The sequence below is a fragment of the Pseudomonas sp. BTN1 genome, assembly GCF_001907715.1.
GTDB lineage: Bacteria > Pseudomonadota > Gammaproteobacteria > Pseudomonadales > Pseudomonadaceae > Aquipseudomonas > Aquipseudomonas paracarnis.
On sequence record NZ_MPBM01000078.1, the window covers coordinates 1 to 18,445 of the forward strand.

Here is an 18,445-nt window from a genome sequence, read left to right on the forward strand (position 1 = left end):
TGAAAGAGTTTAAGGCGGGGGGGGGGGACCTCAGCCGACAAGGTCGCGTTATATGTGGCTGCTCGCCATATTTTCGGGTAGGGCTGCCTTCCCCTCTAGACGTCGAGCTAAAGACCAAAACAATACGGCAGCCCTCAGGCATTAAAGCTTTCAAGTAAAAAAGAGAGCTCTTCTAAAATCGGCCCCCTCCATATACGGGACCTAGGCTGCGCCCATTTGCGTTTGCTTCATTTGGGTGTCGGGAAAGTTGAGGTGAAACCAGGTAAAATTCTGATCAGTCACTTCTACGCTCGCAGAACCCTGATGCAATCCCATAATTGACTGTACTATAGCTAGGCCCAGACCCGTACCACCTTCATTTCGTGCTCGGCTTTTGTCTACACGGTAGAACCGCTCGAACAAATGCACCTGGTGTTCCTTGGCGATTCCGCGCCCCGGGTTACCAACACTCAAGGTAGTTCCGTTAGCACCGCGTTGAACTTTCACGTAAACCGTCCGGCCTCTTGGGCAGTAGCGAATCGCGTTCGAGACAAGGTTCGAGATGGCTCGTTGAATCATTATCTGATTGCCACGCACCACGCCATTTCCTGTGAGCTGGAGTTGTATTTCGCCTTCTTCGGCCGTAATGCTGAAGAGGTCGCAGACCCGCTGAATTTCGTCGAGCAAACAGACATTTTCGAATTCTACCATTGACGCGGGGTGGCTGACCTGGGCTAGAAATAGCATGTCGGAAACCATTCGACTCATGCGGTCCAACTCTTCCGTGCACGACTCCAAGACTTCTCGGTACTCAGGAAGAGACCTTTCCCGGGTCAGCGCAACCTGAGCCTTACCCATGAGATTGGACAAAGGTGCACGCAGTTCGTGAGCAAGATCGTCCGAGAACTGCGATAGCTGCTGAACCCCATCATCTAGACGCATCAGCATGATATTGATTCCATCGCCGAGCTTCTTCAGTTCTGCCGGCATCCCCTTCGTTGGTAGGCGATGATCAAGGCTCTCGGTGGAAATTTTCGAGGCAATCCTCAAGAACTTGGTCAGAGGCAGTAGTCCTCTGCGCACAGTCCACCATCCAATGGCCAAGATCAGCAAGAGAATAAGAGGCGAGACCATCAGCGCCCAGGTTAGCAATGCATCGAGCAGGGCTTGGTTGGCTGACTGGTCCATGGTCATGAACACACTAACTTCGGTTCCATCGCCTAGATTCATTACTCGCGAAGCGCTAAGTAGCGGGCGACCCGTGGAGTCACGCCACTCGTGCTGTTTAACCTGCTCGGTTGGCTTGAACTTGTGCACTTCCAGGTTGACTGCCTTCGAACCTATTGAGAGCAGTGGAGTTTGCGTTTGTCCTGACTCAAAGATGCTGACGTACAGATTATTGTGCCCCATGACCAAGTCAACTAGCTGGTGCGCGTCTGGATTGACATCAGCGATACTAGTGATAGCGGATAGGTTGTGAGTCATACCCGCCATTTTCACTTCGAGGTCCATTCGGGAGTTTCTCTCGAGAGCTTGGCTCACCATCACATACCCAAAGGTGGCGAAAAGGAGGAGCAGCGCTGCGCTCATCAAACCGACTTTGAATCCCAGCTTCACAGCCAGACTGAACGGCCTCATGCGCGCTCCTCCAGAACGTACCCTATGCCTCGAAGTTTATGTATGAGCTTGGTCTCAAATGGATCATCGATCTTCGAGCGTAATCGCCGGATAGAGACGTCAATAACGTTATTATCGCAGTCAAAGTTCATGTCCCATATCAGCCAGATGCTCTGAGAGCGTGTAAGTGCTTTGCCAGCTCGACTAATGAGAAGGTGCAGGAGAGCAAATTTCTTGGTGTTGAGGTCTATGCGTGTAGATCCACGGAACACCCGATGGCGCACAGAGTCGAGCTCTACATCCGAAATTCTCAGCGCGTTTTTCTCAAAAAGCTCGTCGCCACGTCTTTGCAGCGAGCGCATGCGAGCAAGCAGCTCGGGAAACTCGAAGGGCTTGACGAGGTAGTCATCTGCGCCACCGTCCAAACCCTTGAGCTTGTCGTTGGTTCGTCCCCAGGCAGTCAGCATAATGACGCGGACCCGGCTGGTTTCTCTAATGACTTCCAAAAGGTCCAAGCCATTGATGTCAGGGAGGTTCACATCGAGAAGCAGAAACGAATAAATATTAGTATTGAATAAGTGAGCGGCATCAACACCATTGTTTGCTATATTTACGATGTACCCGCTTTCAGAAAGGCCCTGCTGAAGGTATTCTACGTTTTTGGTTTCGTCTTCCACAACTAGAACGCGCATAACTTATCTCAGGATGTGAGTAAAATAATAGTCCAATCGGCCGCCAGTGTGGTTATACGCTGATTGGTAGTACTGCTGTGTGCTTGGTGTTTAATTTCATTATTTATTTTCATGCGCATTACATTAACTCAATAATAACTGATCCTAGCGCGAATTGGCTAAATGCGCGTAAGCTTTGCAAATTTGTAATTTTTGCGCAATATTATTGATAGTTATGATAAATTGATTGTTTGGAATAATCGAGAATCTGTCAATGGTAAGGTTTTTAAGGCCAAAGCTGGCGGATGCCTTCAGTGCGCGTAGCAGGCGAATCTGCCTGAAGGCTCCTTTAATATTGGCCGCCGGTCAACTCGATTAGTCGTTAAATTTAGAGGTGGCAGTAATGCATATTTAAAAGCGCGTATAGTCTTGGGGAACGCATCTTAAGTCGATTTTTCTTAGGGCTTCTGCCTGCAAATACAACAATTAGCGTCATCAAAAAAACGACTAGTGTGAAGGCTTCGGAGCATTATCATGAAAGGCTGCTTGCTCCATTTGAATCGTGCAGTGATGAATTTCGAACGATTTACTCACCGCGTCAATGACTGATGCGAGAATAACATCTCGATTTAATGAATCTCGCACGACTACGTGCGACGTCAGGATATTGCGGCCACTACTTAGAGCCCAAACATGCAGATCATGGACCTCCATGACCCCATCTACTCCAAGTATCAGGGACTCTATTTCCGCAATATTGAGATTGTCGGGTACCCCTTCCATAAGTACCCCCCAAGCTTTCGCGCAACAACTGCCAAGTACGTGGAAACACCCATATACCGATTGCTACGGCGACAATCGTATCGACCCAGCTCCAACCTGTAAATCGGATGACAAGTGCCGCTATGATCACGCCCAATGAACCAAGCATGTCGCTCCAGACTTCAAGATAGGCTCCCTTGAGATTCAGACTTTCACTGCTGGCAGAGGAGAGCAGACGCATCGATATCAGGTTCACAAAAAGACCCCCAATTGCGATCCACATCATCGCACCGGTAGCAATCTCCGACGGTACTAGCAAGCGCTGATACGCCTCGTACAAAATGTAGGCAGCGACCATAAAGAGTAATAAGGCATTGAACGTTGAGGCTAGGATCTCTATGCGAGCATATCCAAAAGTCCGTTTCTGGTCCGCTGGCCGCTTGGCTATTTGGAGAGCAATCAGTGAAATTGCCAGAGCAGCAGTATCTGTGAGCATATGTGATGCATCAGACAGCAGGGCTAGGCTGCCGGTAACGCATGCTCCGATAACCTCCGCAATCATAAAAATACCAGTCAGGGCAAGCGCCATGAGTAGTTTTTTCTGGTGTCCTTCACGTAGAGCGGCACCGCCATGAGCGTGATTGGATCCCACATGCTTCTCCTTGCCTAATGTAGTGGTTGGCTTCAATCTAGATTCTCATCGCTACAAACAAAAACACAAATATGGATCCTACCTTTCAGAACGGCTAATAAAACTCATTTAAACTAATTGTAGTTTAGGATGAAAGTATGTTGTTGGTATGCGATTTTTTGCAGACCTGCGTCTCCTCTAGCCGGCGATACGGTGCTAGTCAACAGCCTACTTTGACACGGCTCAAAAAAAGAAGGTTCCGCTGGGATTGTGTCAGAATTGTAATTCTGCTGTAGCTATCTCGTTATCCGTCGTCAAAAATAATACGGCTAGCTAAAAATTTACGCTACGTAGCGGTGTCGCTAAGCACAGACACGAAATTACCTCAAACTCCTCGCAACGCTGCTGAGTAACATAATTACCTAGTTTTTTAACGCCGGCCGCGGTCAATATTTTCATCGCAAATTCTGATTCCTTAATCACTGAACTATCTCGTAAGGAAGAAACCGCGGGTTTTGAAATGATGCTCGGCGATACGGAGCTCGAGAGTGCCGTTCGATGTGAGGGGTTAGGTCGATGACACCGTTGAGATGCGGAACGGACTGAGGCTTAACCATTAACACCGATTGTCGAAAGTGGTCGTCGCTACCGACCCAAAAGGGGCGAATGGCGGTAATTTGGATGCCGCTAGACGCTGGCATCGTGTGCCGATTACCGACAGCGTAACCTTTCATTCTTGAAGAGTCGTATTTACCTGAGTCAAGCGACATGCGTGCTCACCCCAGATCGCAGCGGCTTTGCGACACGCTTGATTCATTCGCACACCTAGCCAGGTAGCAACTTGAATATTGGTTGTGGGTGAGGAGGTTATTGAAGTGAAAATCGGAGTTAGCGGCGCCGGCAATATTGGGGCTACCCTTGCCCGCAAGCTCGTCGCGTGCGGCCATGAAGTTAAGCTGGCAAATTCGAAAGGCCCCGAAAGCCTTCAAAACCTGGTCAGTGAAATCGGCGCACACGCTGTGACCAAGGAAGAGGCAGTGTCCGAGGTAGGCGTTGTGATCCTCTCGATACCCTTCCCAAAATATCCAGATCTCAAACAGACGTTAAAGAATGTCCCCGAGAAAGTCGTTGTCATTGACACGTCCAATTACTATCCGGGACGCGACGGGGCAATCATAGAAGTTGACGACGGCAAGCCCGTGAACGTTTGGGTAAGCGAGCAGTTTAGCCGCCCGGTCATTAAGGCTTGGAACGCCGTCCTTGCAGCGACTCTTGCCGACAATCGGCAACCAACTGGATCTTCGACACGCATTGGCTTACATGTAGCAGGGGATGACACTCATGCAGAGGCCGTCGCGCAGGATCTCGTTGAGGATACGGGCTTTATCGCGCTTGCCGCTGGTAGCCTTGAAGATTCGTGGCGTCAGCAACCAGGAACACCAGCCTACTGCACCGAGCTAACATTGCCGGAGCTGAAGATGGCGCTGGAGGCGGCAGACAAGGTACGGGCACCTCAAAACCGAGACGCACTTATCGCAAAATTTATGGTTCCCGGCAGTCAGTTTACAGATGAGCAAATTGTTGCCACAAATCGCGCTAGGACGGCCTGACTACCGGATTAGGCGGGATTCTTTGCTAGAATTTCGCCTAATTGATCTAGTCGCTAAACTCATCTCTTTACGTAAACAGGGCACTGCAGACGCGTGCCTAACTCAGCGTCTGGATGAGGCCGCGAATTTCCTAACCTGTCCTGTATCGCGGCCTAGGCCACGTCACGTTGTTCAAGCATCCGCTCAATCTCAGCGCCAGCTAAAGCGTCGCAAGCGTGCGGCGTGGTCTACTACCGATCTCAACTATTAAGGCGTTGGCGTCAGGAAGGCGTGTTTACCGGACGCTTACCTTCAAGGAATTCCGGGCAACACAGAAACAAGAACGCCGATTTGATTGATGATGTTCGTGCGAGCAAACACATCTAACAAACCGGCGTTCTTATGTGCGATATTATACTTTTCTTCCTTTTTGGGAGGGCTTTTCTGTCGTTAACACAAAGCCTGATGGTGATGCCCTCCAGATCGATCTGACTCCCCGCGCCAAACTAGACCGTCTCGTTTTGAAATAGTGGGCTGTGCCCAGTGAGAAAGATTTGCCCCAGGTATTTGGGGCGAAGGGCAACGGCGCCATCGGCTTGTTCTGCCGTCATTTCGAGCTCCTCTACGAAGAAGTCCCAAAGCTCCTCATTCGTCGATACCTCGTTATTGGCGAGCTGATCTTCGATGTTTTCAAGGATTTGTTGGGTCAGGTTATTGAAGATTAGATTCATGTGCTGCTCCTGTTGAGTCGAGGAGCGCCCAGGAGGGAGCCTCTCATGAATGTGCCGATTGGCTTGGCGTATCGCCGGCATCGTTAGGTATTGGAGATATTCCATACCTGCAGTTTGAAGTTGTGTAAATAGCCGAGCTCCGAGAGCCGACTGCACTGTTGGCGTAGTTGCTGACGATCAACAGTTGTGTCCAGCCTGACTGTATAGCTTAGAGGCCAGATTGTGCCGAACAACTCGGCATCTGCCTCGAGGTCGTTGGTTGCGCCGGTCGGGGTCATCCCGAACGGGGCATCCTCTTTTGATACCTGTTTATTGGTGGCCGGTAGGGCGGGCGGATTATTACGCTGCACAGGCTTGGAGAGGTTGGAAGAAGACTCTTCATCCATAGGGTCAGGCTCGTTTGGCGAGAGCCTGGCGGCGTCTTCTGGTGTCAGATTGTCGACGTCGTCGAGGCTCATGCTTTCCAGCCTTGCACGGATCTCAACGATCAGGCGGCCTGCTGTGGAGTAATACGAAGGACGGATCTCCGTTATCAGAAAGTCGCCTCGGTATTTGCCTTCATCGTACTGATCGAGGAGTGCGTCTTTGATCACGAACTCACCGATAGAGGTCGAAAGCCGTCCGACGTTGAATTCGCCATTACGGCCGCTGATGGTACGGATGGCCAGTTGGCCGGGGATGTTGATCATGGGCAGCTCCACACTGCTACGAATGAAAAAAGCCCGACAGGTGTCGGGCTTTGGGCAGTGCTGTGATTGTCGAAGGATTACGGGCAAGAAGTATGAGTTTCTTCCTTGAGTGAGATGTACAGATAGAAAACGCCTGGCGGTGATTCTATACGGTCAAGTTTTAGGTCCAGCCAGACTCGATCAGTGCTATTGCCGGCAGGCAATAAACGATAGAGGCCGAAATGGATCTGTGTGCTGTCAGGTTGCAAGTGCAGTTCTCGGTAGGCCTCCAGGACAACTTCGCCCAGTCGCTCACTGACAACACTTGCATCCTGAGGGTTTTCAATATGCACCGCTTCCTGCCAGGCCCGGGGTGTTAAAACGACCGGGAGCTTGAGCAGGTCAGACGACACGAGGTTAGTGGTGCTTTGCATGTTTATCTCCAGGTGTGAGAAACCACCCGGCCCGTCCGGGAAGTGGTTTCCCGGTTAGGTATGTTTTGGTTATGTCAGGACCAGCACACGTGGCGTTGTGTCCAGAGGTTGAGGTCAAAAGCTTGTTTCGCGGCATATTCGCTGCGGTAGTATTCTTCGGACTCCCTTGATACCGGTTCAAACTCATCAGCGGTACCAATGTAATAGCCCGCAGCGCTCTTCAGTATTTGGAGGGGGTACTCGATACCGCACTCGGCGAATGCAAGTTTCCCGTATGCAAAATCCGACACAATGTATGGTTCCGGTGTTATTAGCTGCTGCTGGTCTTCTTCAGTAAAGCGTGACCAACCGCCACCATTAATGGCCGCGTTCACTCCTTCGCCCCAAGCTCGACTGAGCGCAGGAACGGTTTTGAACAGCTCGGGTACGATCGGCTGGCCGGCGCGGTACGCGTCGGCACCCAGAATATGAGCCTCGATCTCAGCCTCATATTGGGTAATCTCGTCGCCATAGATTTCCGCTTTTGCATAAGCAACGCGTATATCGAGAGATTGCGTAAATAACGTGTTCATAAAGGTGAGTCTCCAACGGACGAGAATCACCGTGCCCGGAAGGGAGGTGTTCCCTGCGGACTTTGATAATAATGAAGGCACCCTTCGGGTGCCTTTCAACAAAGTGAATCAAGATGCCGTACGCTGCTGTTTAGCGGGCGTTGGCTTGGATTGTTCCTCTGCTACTGGCTCGGATGCTTCTTCGCTTGCGAGCTGTGCTTCAGGTTCCGCTTCGCCGTCTTCAACAACTGGTTCTACTTCACGAGGCTTTGCTTCATAGACGGTTTGGCCATCCACCTTGATCCAGCCGATAAACAACAGGCGTCCCTTGAGGCTTGCTCCAGGTTGACCTTTTTTATCGCCTTTCTCGTAGGTAAATGCGTCGGTCCAGATATCACCGATGCGGAAGCTCACAAGGACCTTCTTTCCGGCTTCAACGGCTGCTTGGCTGCGACGAATCAGCTTTTCAGCTTCAGCGCCGACCACGTTGCAGTCGATATAGGAATACTCGGCATCATCCATCGAGCCGCGCAGAGCCGCAACGGTAACTGCCATGAATGGCTTACCTTTGCCGCGAGGTTTCACTTCACGGATACGGTTGAGATAACCGATACCAGTGGTGTGAAGGTCGAAGAATTTTGCTTCGTTGGATTGATTAGTGCTCATGGTGATTCTCCAGTTTCGAAATAACAGAAAGCGGAGAAACACTTCGCCCTAGGGGGAAAGTATTCCCCGCGAGGGTGGGTGGAGCTTAAGGTTGTTTAATGCATCAGCTTCATTGCAGCAATCATTACACCGACAGCTGCAGACAACATGACGCCCATGCGAATGGTGAGCTTGACTTCAAGCTGTGAAATCTCAGATTTGAACTCTGCAGCAAGAGCAGTTAAATCTGCCTTGGTAGCCAAACGTGAAAGCATGTCGGTCTCCAAAGCTTCAATAACAGCATTTGCCTTCTGTTCCGGGACGTTAATCGAAATCAACGCCTGGTAGAGAGCCAGTTCAGTTTTCATCAGACCTCCAAAAGTGAGAGGCCTGCCCTGACGGGGTAGGCCCGTCATGGGTGGGAAAGGTGCTTCCATCGACTAAGTCGACTGATCGCGCTACCGGAAGCTATGGCGATCTTGGGAGTGGATCAATGCAGAAAACCGCATCGTAGTCTTGCGGATCCAGACTACTTGGGCATGTTGCTGACGACGTCAGCGATACATGTGCAGATCATGGAAATACGATTGTCGCTTGTCAAGCCCCTACCGTGAAAACTCTGAGGAAACCTTCCCTTTGGGAAGGCTCCCTACAGAGGCGAAGGACGCAGACTTAGCAAGTTGCTGGCACCAACGAGCGTGCAGCTGGCTTCTTACGCGGTTTCCGAGCTGGCTTTTCGACCACTCGAGTGTTAGCCGCGTACCAAAGGTTCAGGTCGACACCTTTACGAGTTATTGCCGGTACATGATCCATCTCACGTACGAGACGCTCAGGTACGCAGGGCGGTGGAAGCAACGGAGCTGCTTTGGTATGGATAGCTGTGGGCGCAGCGCTGGTTTTCTTTACCGCACGCAGAAACTGTCGCGTGATGGTGCCAAGCGCGAAACCGAAGCCATAAGCAAGTTTGGACATGGTGATTCTCCTGCAGGTTGAATGCGGAGAACCCACTGACCCCGTTGGGGAAGTGATTCCCCGCGAGGTGAGTTGCATAAGGTGCTTCCATCGACGATTGTCGACCGACCGCGCTACCAGAAGCTCAGCGGTCTTGGGCGGATCTGACACGAACATCGTGTCGCAGTCTTCAAGATCCTGACTGCCTGGGCATGATGCTGACGACGTCAGCAAAGCACGTCCATATCATCGAAGGGGGGATGGTGATGTGTCAAGCGGAGAGGGATATTTCGCGGAGGGCAAAGAAGGTTCAGGTCGACAGGAGAAGCTACCGAGAGTAGCTGGGTCAACAGTCACTCTCGGATGTAGTAAGTAGCGTCTTTCAGAAAAAAATACCACCTGTGCGGGATGAAGGCGTTGTTGATCCCTGGGCTGTGATCTGAACGTCTTACTTCCAACACCTGGCCGATTATCGTGGCTGAGGCCAGCTAGCATAAGGCACGCATCCGCGCACAAAGGGAGCCCTGCGTTTCGCCGGCGGGCCACCGGCAAGGAAAAGCAGCTACCAATAGGTAGCCTGATCATCCTTTGCAAGATGATCAGGCTACCTATTGTGTGAGCTTTAAAAAGTGTGGGCCACAACACCAGTGTGGCCCTTAGACTACGGTGCTTCGAACCTCAACAGAGCCCTATGTGCCTTTGAACTCGCAATTCACGAGTTAGACGGCTGCGTGTCTGGCTTGAACAGGGAGACACAGGGAGAGCTCTGAACCAGGTCCGCACGCCCTTCCCGGAGCTATGCGTGCTTTGGGGTTGGTGATGAGGCAAGCCGCATCACCGGGCGCTACTGATGACCGCCAGTAGCCAACGGGGTGGAAACGTTGTTGTGATCATTATGTTGATAGGCCGGAGCTTATGCAACCCGGCGCCTTTCAAAGTCGGTCGACTCAGACTAATTGACTGCGACGACCGCACCTTCGGGAACAGGGGACGGAATTGCTATACCGGTCGCCCCAGTTATCTGTGAAATCAGCATTCCTGAACGCTTTAAACCAACGGTAGTTGTCTTTGTCAGGTCTACCAGCACAGAAGGCAAGCCTGACGGTGCAACCCCATCAAAATAAGTATAGGCCGTTCCTGATGAGATGTAAGAACCTACGCCCACAGGTTTCACAAACCACCCAGGTAGGTTGAGCGCAGAATCGCTCGGTACTCCGCTGAAGCCCGGGTTGGCCTGGGCATATTCGGTAGCGGCAGATCGGTACACCAGAAAGCCGCGACCCAGTGAGTCGAGGGTAGCGTAGTCGGATGTACGTTGGTCCTGATGTTGGTTCTCCATGAAAATGCTGGAGGCAATGAGCACAATCATCAAAACGAGCCATTGCATTGTCATGATATGAGCTCCATCCACAAAATGGTGGTTGTTACCACCTACGCGTCAATAACAAAACTATTTCGTGAGGATAATCAATGTTAAGCAAATTCCTACTAGGCCAAGCGCAATGACAGTCCACTTTGCGGCTCGCTTGATGCTCATTGGTTTGCGTTGTGGATTGATTAATTCCATAGTGGCGATCTTTTTTACTAAATAACGACCAGAGGCCGTTGGTTGTAACTTGTAAGTGAACTCGCCGACCTCGAATGCCTCTTTTTCTTCTAGTGCGCGACGCCATAGCACAGTTGAGCATATCCTGCTTCGGGTGCTTAGCCAGGTCTGTAATTCTCCAGCACTATACTCAACGTTATTCTCAAGCGTCTGCACTGCAATAATCCCCATAAACATACTATAAAACGTTTTTGAAATTTTATAAATGGATGCTTTATTTGAAGCAGCTCCAATAGAAAAGACCTGGCCAGGAAAGTCGAGATGTGGAGAGAAACCATCCACTTGCATTTCTGAAGATGTACCCAGTCTCACTATCCCCGATGCCAAAAGCGCCAGTTAAAGAGCATGACTTCCATGTAGTGTCGCCAAGGGAGCAGGTCACACTTCCTCTGGCAGGCGCCTGGCAGGTGCCCTGGATCAGCTGGAATTCCCACCCACCTGGTCTTTTCCATAAGCCTTGTTCGCAGGACAACGTTATTCCCGCGGCGCTTTTTGCAAGAAGGGTTCGGTCACTGCACTGTTGCCCCTCGGTAGCTATGCCTCCCAGGGACAAATATTCATTTGTCTGAATGCGATCATAGGCCGTTATCTTGCCCGTCGAGGTTATCTTTCCACCCCATAGTTCACCTCCGGTTGAAAAGTTTTTGTCGTTATAAACTTGGACCCAGTTGGGGCTATTTTGATAAATCCCGCCTCCCCATTTTTCGCTGTACCAGCCTGTGTCACCACGTGTTCTGAACCAACCACCTGTGCTGGTATCACCGGTAATGGTTGCAGTAGCGGCATTAACATTGGCTGTGGCGATAACGTTTCGAGCTGTAATGTCGGCGTTAGCTGTTATGTTGCCTGACGCTGTGATACTTCCTGCGTTGTTAATATTGTGGTTGCCCATCGTGATATCAGTATTCATCGTGTTGAATTCTGGATGATTGGGCACTGCGTTTCGATATAGATAGTCATTAGCCAACGCTCCATCCATAAGAAAAAGTGCGCTAGCTGTATGTCCTGGGCCAGGAGCTATAGCATAGTTACTTAGTGCTACCTGCCATCCACCCCGCACGCCCTGGACGATGTTCGGATTGGCAGAAGAGATGAACCCACCAGGTCCTCCGAGATTTTCAGCGATGGTTCGAATACCCATTTCAGGAATCGTCTGCCCACCTGTAGTAACCACAATCACTTCCAGTTGATTGGCGTTGGGTTTCCGGGCGAGGCCGACAATGGTCTGCCCAAAGGCGTTAGTGGGGCTATAACCTGCAGGAAGGTAGTTGGTGTTGACGAGCATCGGAACGGTTATTTGCACCGGTACGGTTGCTGCCGCGTTGGCCAGCACCACGCTGTAGTTATCCTTCAGATATTTGGCCAATGCCTCTGAAATGGTTCTCTGTTGATCAGCCGCAATTCGATAGTCCTGAGAATCCATCTGCTTGATTTGCCATGCGATCGCCAAAGTGACGACAACGGAGAAAACGGCCAATCCGATCGCCATGTCCAAGCTCAAGAACCCCCGCTGCTTGATCCTACTGGTCATTCCAGAGACTCCTTGATGATTGGTGAGCGATGTCGTGATCGAGCATCGTGATCTTTCCTGCATGGACTTTCTCTCGGATGCCCGGTCCGTCATCGCCTGTGAAAAGCAGGCTCTGCAGGGTTAATCGACGACTTCCTTCGTTGCCACTTGATAAGGACTGGTGAAGAACAGCCACCAACCCCTTGGAGAGCAGCTCTCGGGCGTTATTGAGTAACGGCTGAGCCAGGGCTGATATACGTTCAATGCCTTGAGTAACGCTGCCGGCATGACCTGTGCTGATAATGAGATGGCCATTGATCGAGGCTTGAATTACTTGTGCTGCTGTCGAGCTGTCGCGAATTTCTCCCACGAACAGGAAATCGGCTCTTGTGCGCAGCGCTAGGATCAAAGCTTCCTCGTATCCCCCCATCCGGCGAGAGACCGGAACTTGAATGCAGCGCCCACTCCCATGCCTGCCATTCAAAAATGGTTCTGGAGGATCCTCTACAGCCACACAAATGCCTCCCCAGGCCTCGAGACGTGCTTTCACCAGTGATGCAGCACTTGAGGTTTTCCCTGTGCCCATTTCCCCACAAATAAATATCAGGCCGCGTACCGTGTCGCTCATCAGCGCGTCCTGCAGATAGTCGGGCAGACCCAGCATGTCCAATGGACGGATCTGGACTGAGGATTTGCTTACGACAAACACAGGCTTGCCATTCAAATCCAGCAACTGGGTTACACGAAGGACGACGCCATCTTCAATTAGGGCGAACTCTGGATCCTGGGTTGCCTTGTGCTTTTCCTCGCACTGCGCCCGTAAGCGCTCAAGGTCTGCCCGCCATTCGGCGGGCGCTTCAACCCTTCGTGCCTGCCCAGGGAGACCTTTGGCGTCGGCAAATCCATCGCCGAGGTACAGGTCGACGAATTCAGCATCAGAGATCACGCTCACACTGAGTTCCTTAGTACGAAGTCCAAGCGATGGTATTGGCGTCCGAGGAGCAGCTGGTCGCAGCTGCCACCGCAGTGATTTCGCCGGCAATTGCAGTGCCGCCATTGATCGCCGTCGTTGTCTGTTTGTCCTTGGCCATGTTCGAGGCAAGGGTGATGCAGGCATTTTTCGGAAGGTTGGATTCTGTGATGGTGAAGGTCATGCCGTTGCTCATTACGGTCACTGCGCCGTTCCAGCGGTTGGACAGGGCATTACCGTTGATGCTCATGCCGCCAGTTGCCTCGAGGTTGATCAAAGAAGGCGCCAAGTTGGTGCCTGCCGTGGCGTAGCCCGTGGTGCTTTTCAGTCGTTTGGTATTGCTCAGCAACGTGCCGAGATTGCTCTGTTCAATGGTGACGTCCGAGCTGCCGAACGTTCTGTAGCCCATGAACACGATGAAACCAAGTGCCACCGCGATCAGCATCAACCAGAACATCCCGTCCAGGGAGAGAAATCCGCGTTGGTTGTTTTGAGTGTTTGTTGGCATTTCCAGTACCTCATTTAGGTTTGATTTAAAGCGTTGCAGTCACATTGCCGGCCAACTGGAAGATCCCGACCACTACCAGAATCATCATGACCCCCATGGCCATGGAGGACATGCCGATAAGAGATTTGGCGATGGCTTCGACGCGCTGAAGCGTTTGCTCCAGCCACCGGTTGGAAAACCGTTCCATCGACTCAGCGAAGCCTTTGCGGGTGGCGAGCACTTCCAGAAAATGCATCGCCATGGGGTCTGGGAATTGATGACCCGCAAGCTTCAATGCGGTACCGAAGTTTTTGCCGGCGCTCACTCCGTAATGAATGGCGCTCAGGCGCTCTTTCAACCATGGAGAGGCATTGCGTTGAAGAGAGGTCAGCGCATCTAGTTGGTTGATGCCGGAGCGCAGCATCACAGCCATGTTGAGCAGAAAGATCGATCCGTGGAGCGCCTTGTAGACTGACCAAGGCGGGAGCCTCTCTGCTCGGACTCGCAGGACCTGGAGCAGCTTGTTCAACTGCAGCTTCCACGAAGGGCTGGCGGCCGTAATCTGAAGGCCGCAAAACACGGGTAGAGTGATGATCGATATGAGGATAAAGACGATTACAGCTATCAGCGTCACTAGCCCGTAGTGGGTCACGAAATTCGATAGGGCATAGAGGAAGGCCGGCACGCCGGTCCACGCCTCGGGGTTGGAGCGTCGTGTCATGGAGGGCACCATCCACACTGCAATCACATACAGCAACGCCGCCATGACGCTCCACACCATGGAGGGGAAAACGGTGGCGGACGCTACGAGTTTGCTGATCCGCTGACGTACTTCGATGATCCTCACGCAGTCCCGAAATGCCTGCACCAGGTTGCCGGTGTCTTCCCCGGAAGCGATCAAAGAGTTCTCGTCATAGGGAACCCAGCCTTCGCAGGAAATGCTCAGCGATTTCCCACCTTTTACCGATTGCGCGATATCCCTGCAGGCAAGGGACACTGGATGGAGCTTCTGCCCGTTATCGCTGAATGCTCTGGCCACCGTGTGCAGTGCGTCTTCAAGCGACACACCATCCTCAAGGATGCCCATCAGGCTCTCGTAGAACTGGATTCTTTCGTTTTTGCCAAACTGCTTGGCATAGAAGGTCTCTGCCCAACGATTCAGCATCGCTCTGACGTCACTCAGCATGAGCGAGCTCCAGGATTTGCCGGTCAAAGTCCAACGGCCCCACCGTCATTTCGGCGTGGCGGGGGTCTACTAATCCTTGTTTCAGTTTGATGATCGTGTGTGCGGTCTTGGTAATACCGCCCATTTCCTTGACCCAGTGGCGACGTGCCGCACTTGCACCCTGCCCATTGAAAACGCGCATGAATTCAAGGTCGGTGAGCAAAGTTTCCGCAACCACCGTGCGACCGGTGATGCCCAAGCCTTTGCAATGCGGGCATCCCGGTCCTTTGAGGTAGGTCTCATCAATCGCTTCCAAATCGCGCAAGTGCTGCACCAGCGCACTGTTGAGCTGCCCGAGATGCTCGCGTGCGGGGACGCGGCAGTGGGAACACAGCACGGGCAAGAGGGATTGATTGACCACGCTTGTCATCAGTGCAGGATCAGTAACCAGGTGTCGGTCTACACCCATGTCGATCAGTCGTTGAAGAGCTGCTACAGCGTTGTTGGTGTGCAGTGTCGTCAGCACCAGGTGACCAGTCATACCGCCGCGGAAAGCCGCTTGTGCTGATGCAAGGTCCCGGATCTCCCCATACATGAGAATGTCAGGGTCGAGTCGCATGGAATTGGTGATCCCGTCATTCCAGGTTTCACCGGCGCCCAGCGGTGACTGATTGGCGAGAAGTGGATATTCAGGTGGATCTTCCATCGTCAGAATGTGTTTTGTTCCACCGCACTCTTCGTGCAAGAGGTTCAGGTTTACCTGCAGCGACTTCGATTTGCCGGAACCGGTGGGTCCAGTGATCAGGTTCACCCCATAAGGCAAGCTGCGGATGCGGCTGAATGCATCAATTTGCTGCGTCAGGAAACCGAGATCACTAAGCGTCATTTTGGTTTTGTCGTCATACAGCAGACGCAAAACCATCAGAGGGCCATCTACGAGCGGCCGAGTGGCGACTCGGGCACCGAACAAACCGAGTTGGTCGACATAGGCGCGTTTTACCCTGGCGTCCTGGCTCACCTGCGGCTGGTAGTGGTCTTTCGCGACATCGCACATGCTGTTGTAGAGGGACGAGCAGAGCTCCATGCCCACCTGGCTCTGGTGCTGTTCTGCCTCCCACAAGAGCCCGTGGATGCGAAAGAAGATTCGAGTGATATCGTGACCTACGACAAAGTGGACGTCGCTGGCATTGCGCCGGTGGGCTTCTCCTAAAAGCTGCACCACCTGGGCCTGGCGCTTCGTCTCAGTCGCCGATAGTGCTTTACCATTTGCATCATCATTGGCGCGGTAGAGTGCCTTGATTGTGCTCATCGAGCAGACCTTGACCTCAAAGTGGTGATTTTCGTGTTCCAGCTGGTCCTCGAATGCCATGACATAGGCATCCGTTTGGTGTTGGGCTGACACATACAAAATCCCATCGCTGGTCAACGCACATAGTTGACGCAGCTCGGGTTTCAGCTCAAACGGTCCACCAGGGGCCGTCAGCAGTATTTGGTGCGACGTCAGTAGGACTGCAGCAGACTCATCACTGTCAGGCTCTATGACATCTGGTTTTTCAGTCAGGATCGTCATCGAACTTCTCAATCAACGTTGGCCAGGGATCAGCCCAGGCGGCATAGGTGCTGATGGGGTAATGCTGGGGGCTGAATTGTTAACGTTGCTCAAGCTGGCCGGGGGCGTACTGGAAAAGCCGAGGGGGTAGCGCTTACCGCCACGCTCGAGGGTCACGTTTTCGACGGAGAGGATGGCCATGCGATAGCCACCGGGTAACTCCCGAGATGAGGCATCTGCGTCTACTTCAAATCCGCTGCTGTAGAGCAGAGTCGCACGCAGCCGTTTTGCTGAGCCGAATACCGCTTTCACGACAGGCAAGTCAGACTGTGTATCACTGCTGTGCGCCGAGGCTGCAGCCGGCTGTGTGAGGTTTCCTTGAGAAAAAAACACAGTTGACGGCTGCGTCGTCGCACTTTGGTCTTCGCCCTTGATCGATCTTTCGGCCTTGGCCTTCTCGGCTTTGGCATTCAACAAGATCGTCTGGCTTTGAATCTGGGCCAGCTCGCCGACGTTCACCCCAGATAGGGTGTTCTCATCTGCCCAGCTCGATGGTGCCCCTAACGCAAGGATGGAGCACAAAAAGCACAGCGCTTTATTTCGCATATAGGTCACCTATTACTGACCAGACAAGGTGGCCGGTCTCATATTTGGTTGTGATTTCGCGCAGCCGTAAGCCCTGACTGGGTGCGCCGGATAATGAGTCCAGCGGCGTAATGCCAGTGGCATAGCTCAGCTCGAATTGCTTCCATTGAGGCGGTGGGGGCGGCGGTGGCGCAGGTTGGCCCGGTATCGCTGGTTGAATGGGCACAACGACCGGCACTTCTTTCAGCACTGGGGTTTGAGTGAAGCTGTGCAGCCAAGACGACAGGTTCGCCAACATCACGATGGCGTCTTTTAGAGGCTCATCACCGGCTGCGGGTAGAGAGATGTCGAATTTCAACGTGGCCGAGTTGCCCTCGTCAAAGAAGGCCGGCCGATCAGAAAAGTGGCCCTGCGTCGCCTGTATCAGTTTGTCGGCCGTGCTATTGCCCGAGCGCTTATAGGAGGACAAAACCTGTGCGCCGTCGCAGACGGCACTCGTGAACTGCCATCCCTGAATGGACAGAGGCAACTGATAAATGACGTTGCTGCAACCCTCCAGGAAATCTGCAACAGATGGACGTTTGGCCCAAGGGTGTTCAAGCGCTTGGGGCGTCTGTTCCATACCGGATTCTTTTTGCAGTCTGGCCAACTCTGCCAGGCGTTGCTGTTCAGCCTGGAAAGCCGCCTCTTTGGCTATCTGGTCCTGATGGTTCTGCCATTGAGCCCATCCGATGATGCCGGCAGCGATCAGCACGCCAAGAACCGCCAGCTGTACAAGTTCTGGTTTGGATAGCCCAAAGACGAGTGGCCGTAGCCGGTACTCGCGTTTTAGATGCGACGGCTGAAGCAGCTCTGCCACGTCCAGTGGTTGACCGCCCATATCGAACTCTGGGGGCAGGTACTCGTTGTCGAAGTTGATCCCACGACTGCGTTGTTGCGCGACTCGGCGGCGGACCTCAGCACCAGTGCCGATCATGTCGCAGCCAGAGATCACGCCACCTTGATACACAGCAACGAGGGCATATTGGTCAATCTCGCTTTCAGTTTTCCAGGCCGCGATCCATGAGTCCCCCAGCTGTCCAGCCAGGGTGGCCGCGAGCGAGTACATCCCTTTGATGACCTCCTCGCTGCGCGCTACAAAACCTGCCTGAATAATGGCTGGTGTTCTTCTAATGGCGACAATGTCGAGGTGGTGCTCACGACCGTACTGGCGCGCTTCCTTCATGTGCCCGGTGACACTACCCAGCGGATGCCAGCGCAGACCGGTGACAAATGATTTTCCACGATACTGGAGTACCTGGACTCGAGCAGAGCGTGCATTTTTTGAGGTTTCCGCAACCATGG

Annotated in this window: 18 protein-coding genes and 1 pseudogene; 1 reads left to right on the forward strand and 18 read right to left on the reverse strand. The window is 52.5% G+C overall.

The window, feature by feature from the left end; all coding sequences use genetic code 11:
- Positions 1-201: 201 nt before the first annotated feature.
- From BMH52_RS28300 to BMH52_RS28310, 3 genes and pseudogenes are all read right to left on the reverse strand, one after another.
- A complete protein-coding gene (locus BMH52_RS28300) occupies positions 202-1,617 on the reverse strand; it encodes a heavy metal sensor histidine kinase (protein ID WP_019818107.1) in 1,416 nt (471 codons plus the stop codon).
- Entirely contained in the window at positions 1,614-2,288 is a 675-nt protein-coding gene (locus BMH52_RS28305) for a heavy metal response regulator transcription factor (protein ID WP_019818106.1), read from the reverse strand. The genes BMH52_RS28300 and BMH52_RS28305 overlap by 4 nt, the downstream gene beginning before the upstream one ends.
- Before the next feature lie 486 nt (positions 2,289-2,774).
- A pseudogene (locus BMH52_RS28310) lies at positions 2,775-3,681 on the reverse strand (cation diffusion facilitator family transporter).
- 848 nt (positions 3,682-4,529) lie between these two features.
- Between BMH52_RS28310 and BMH52_RS28315 the strand changes: the two are divergent.
- Positions 4,530-5,270, forward strand: a complete 741-nt coding sequence (locus BMH52_RS28315) for an NADPH-dependent F420 reductase (RefSeq protein WP_073845723.1) — start codon at positions 4,530-4,532, stop codon at positions 5,268-5,270.
- 485 nt (positions 5,271-5,755) lie between these two features.
- On the opposite strand, the gene BMH52_RS28320 is transcribed toward BMH52_RS28315, so the two are convergent.
- The 15 genes from BMH52_RS28320 to pilO2 all read right to left on the reverse strand — a co-directional run bounded on the left by BMH52_RS28320 (position 5,756) and on the right by pilO2 (position 18,443).
- On the reverse strand, positions 5,756-5,980 hold the full coding sequence (locus tag BMH52_RS28320) for a hypothetical protein (protein WP_019818103.1): 225 nt from the start codon (positions 5,978-5,980) through the stop codon (positions 5,756-5,758).
- Between the two features lie 83 nt (positions 5,981-6,063).
- Positions 6,064-6,669, reverse strand: coding sequence for a DUF3275 family protein (locus tag BMH52_RS28325; protein WP_019818102.1), 606 nt, complete (start codon positions 6,667-6,669; stop codon positions 6,064-6,066).
- 77 nt (positions 6,670-6,746) lie between these two features.
- Positions 6,747-7,082, reverse strand: a complete 336-nt coding sequence (locus BMH52_RS28330) for a hypothetical protein (RefSeq protein ID WP_019818101.1) — start codon at positions 7,080-7,082, stop codon at positions 6,747-6,749.
- A 74-nt stretch (positions 7,083-7,156) separates the two neighbouring features.
- Entirely contained in the window at positions 7,157-7,654 is a 498-nt protein-coding gene (locus BMH52_RS30090; protein WP_019818100.1) for a hypothetical protein, read from the reverse strand.
- Positions 7,655-7,762: 108 nt separating this feature from the next.
- Positions 7,763-8,299, reverse strand: a complete 537-nt coding sequence (locus tag BMH52_RS28340) for an STY4534 family ICE replication protein (protein WP_019818099.1) — start codon at positions 8,297-8,299, stop codon at positions 7,763-7,765.
- Positions 8,300-8,394: 95 nt separating this feature from the next.
- Entirely contained in the window at positions 8,395-8,646 is a 252-nt protein-coding gene (locus BMH52_RS28345; RefSeq protein ID WP_008437363.1) for a hypothetical protein, read from the reverse strand.
- Positions 8,647-10,181: 1,535 nt separating this feature from the next.
- Positions 10,182-10,622 (reverse strand): type IV pilus biogenesis protein PilM, encoded by a 441-nt coding sequence (gene pilM / locus BMH52_RS28355; RefSeq protein ID WP_019818097.1) that lies wholly within the window; start codon positions 10,620-10,622, stop codon positions 10,182-10,184.
- A gap of 57 nt (positions 10,623-10,679) precedes the next feature.
- The gene (locus tag BMH52_RS29160; RefSeq protein ID WP_124356003.1) at positions 10,680-11,117 is read right to left on the reverse strand and encodes a hypothetical protein; all 438 of its coding nucleotides are present in this window, start codon (positions 11,115-11,117) and stop codon (positions 10,680-10,682) included.
- Complete coding sequence (gene pilV, locus BMH52_RS28360; protein ID WP_019818096.1) at positions 11,050-12,366, reverse strand: shufflon system plasmid conjugative transfer pilus tip adhesin PilV; 1,317 nt, start codon at positions 12,364-12,366, stop codon at positions 11,050-11,052. Before pilV ends, BMH52_RS29160 begins: the two co-directional genes overlap by 68 nt.
- Positions 12,356-13,297, reverse strand: a complete 942-nt coding sequence (locus BMH52_RS28365) for an ATPase, T2SS/T4P/T4SS family (RefSeq protein WP_008437359.1) — start codon at positions 13,295-13,297, stop codon at positions 12,356-12,358. The genes pilV and BMH52_RS28365 overlap by 11 nt, the downstream gene beginning before the upstream one ends.
- Before the next feature lie 10 nt (positions 13,298-13,307).
- Positions 13,308-13,760: a type 4 pilus major pilin gene (locus BMH52_RS28370; RefSeq protein ID WP_171902656.1), complete on the reverse strand. Its 453-nt coding sequence runs from the start codon at positions 13,758-13,760 to the stop codon at positions 13,308-13,310.
- Between the two features lie 88 nt (positions 13,761-13,848).
- On the reverse strand, positions 13,849-14,988 hold the full coding sequence (locus BMH52_RS28375) for a type II secretion system F family protein (RefSeq protein ID WP_019818094.1): 1,140 nt from the start codon (positions 14,986-14,988) through the stop codon (positions 13,849-13,851).
- The gene (locus BMH52_RS28380; protein WP_019818093.1) at positions 14,978-16,537 is read right to left on the reverse strand and encodes a GspE/PulE family protein; all 1,560 of its coding nucleotides are present in this window, start codon (positions 16,535-16,537) and stop codon (positions 14,978-14,980) included. Before BMH52_RS28380 ends, BMH52_RS28375 begins: the two co-directional genes overlap by 11 nt.
- Positions 16,538-16,549: 12 nt before the next feature.
- Entirely contained in the window at positions 16,550-17,122 is a 573-nt protein-coding gene (gene pilP / locus BMH52_RS28385) for a type IV pilus biogenesis protein PilP (protein ID WP_008437355.1), read from the reverse strand.
- Entirely contained in the window at positions 17,112-18,443 is a 1,332-nt protein-coding gene (gene pilO2, locus BMH52_RS28390; protein ID WP_024073376.1) for a type 4b pilus protein PilO2, read from the reverse strand. Before pilO2 ends, pilP begins: the two co-directional genes overlap by 11 nt.
- Between the last annotated feature and the right edge of the window lie 2 nt (positions 18,444-18,445).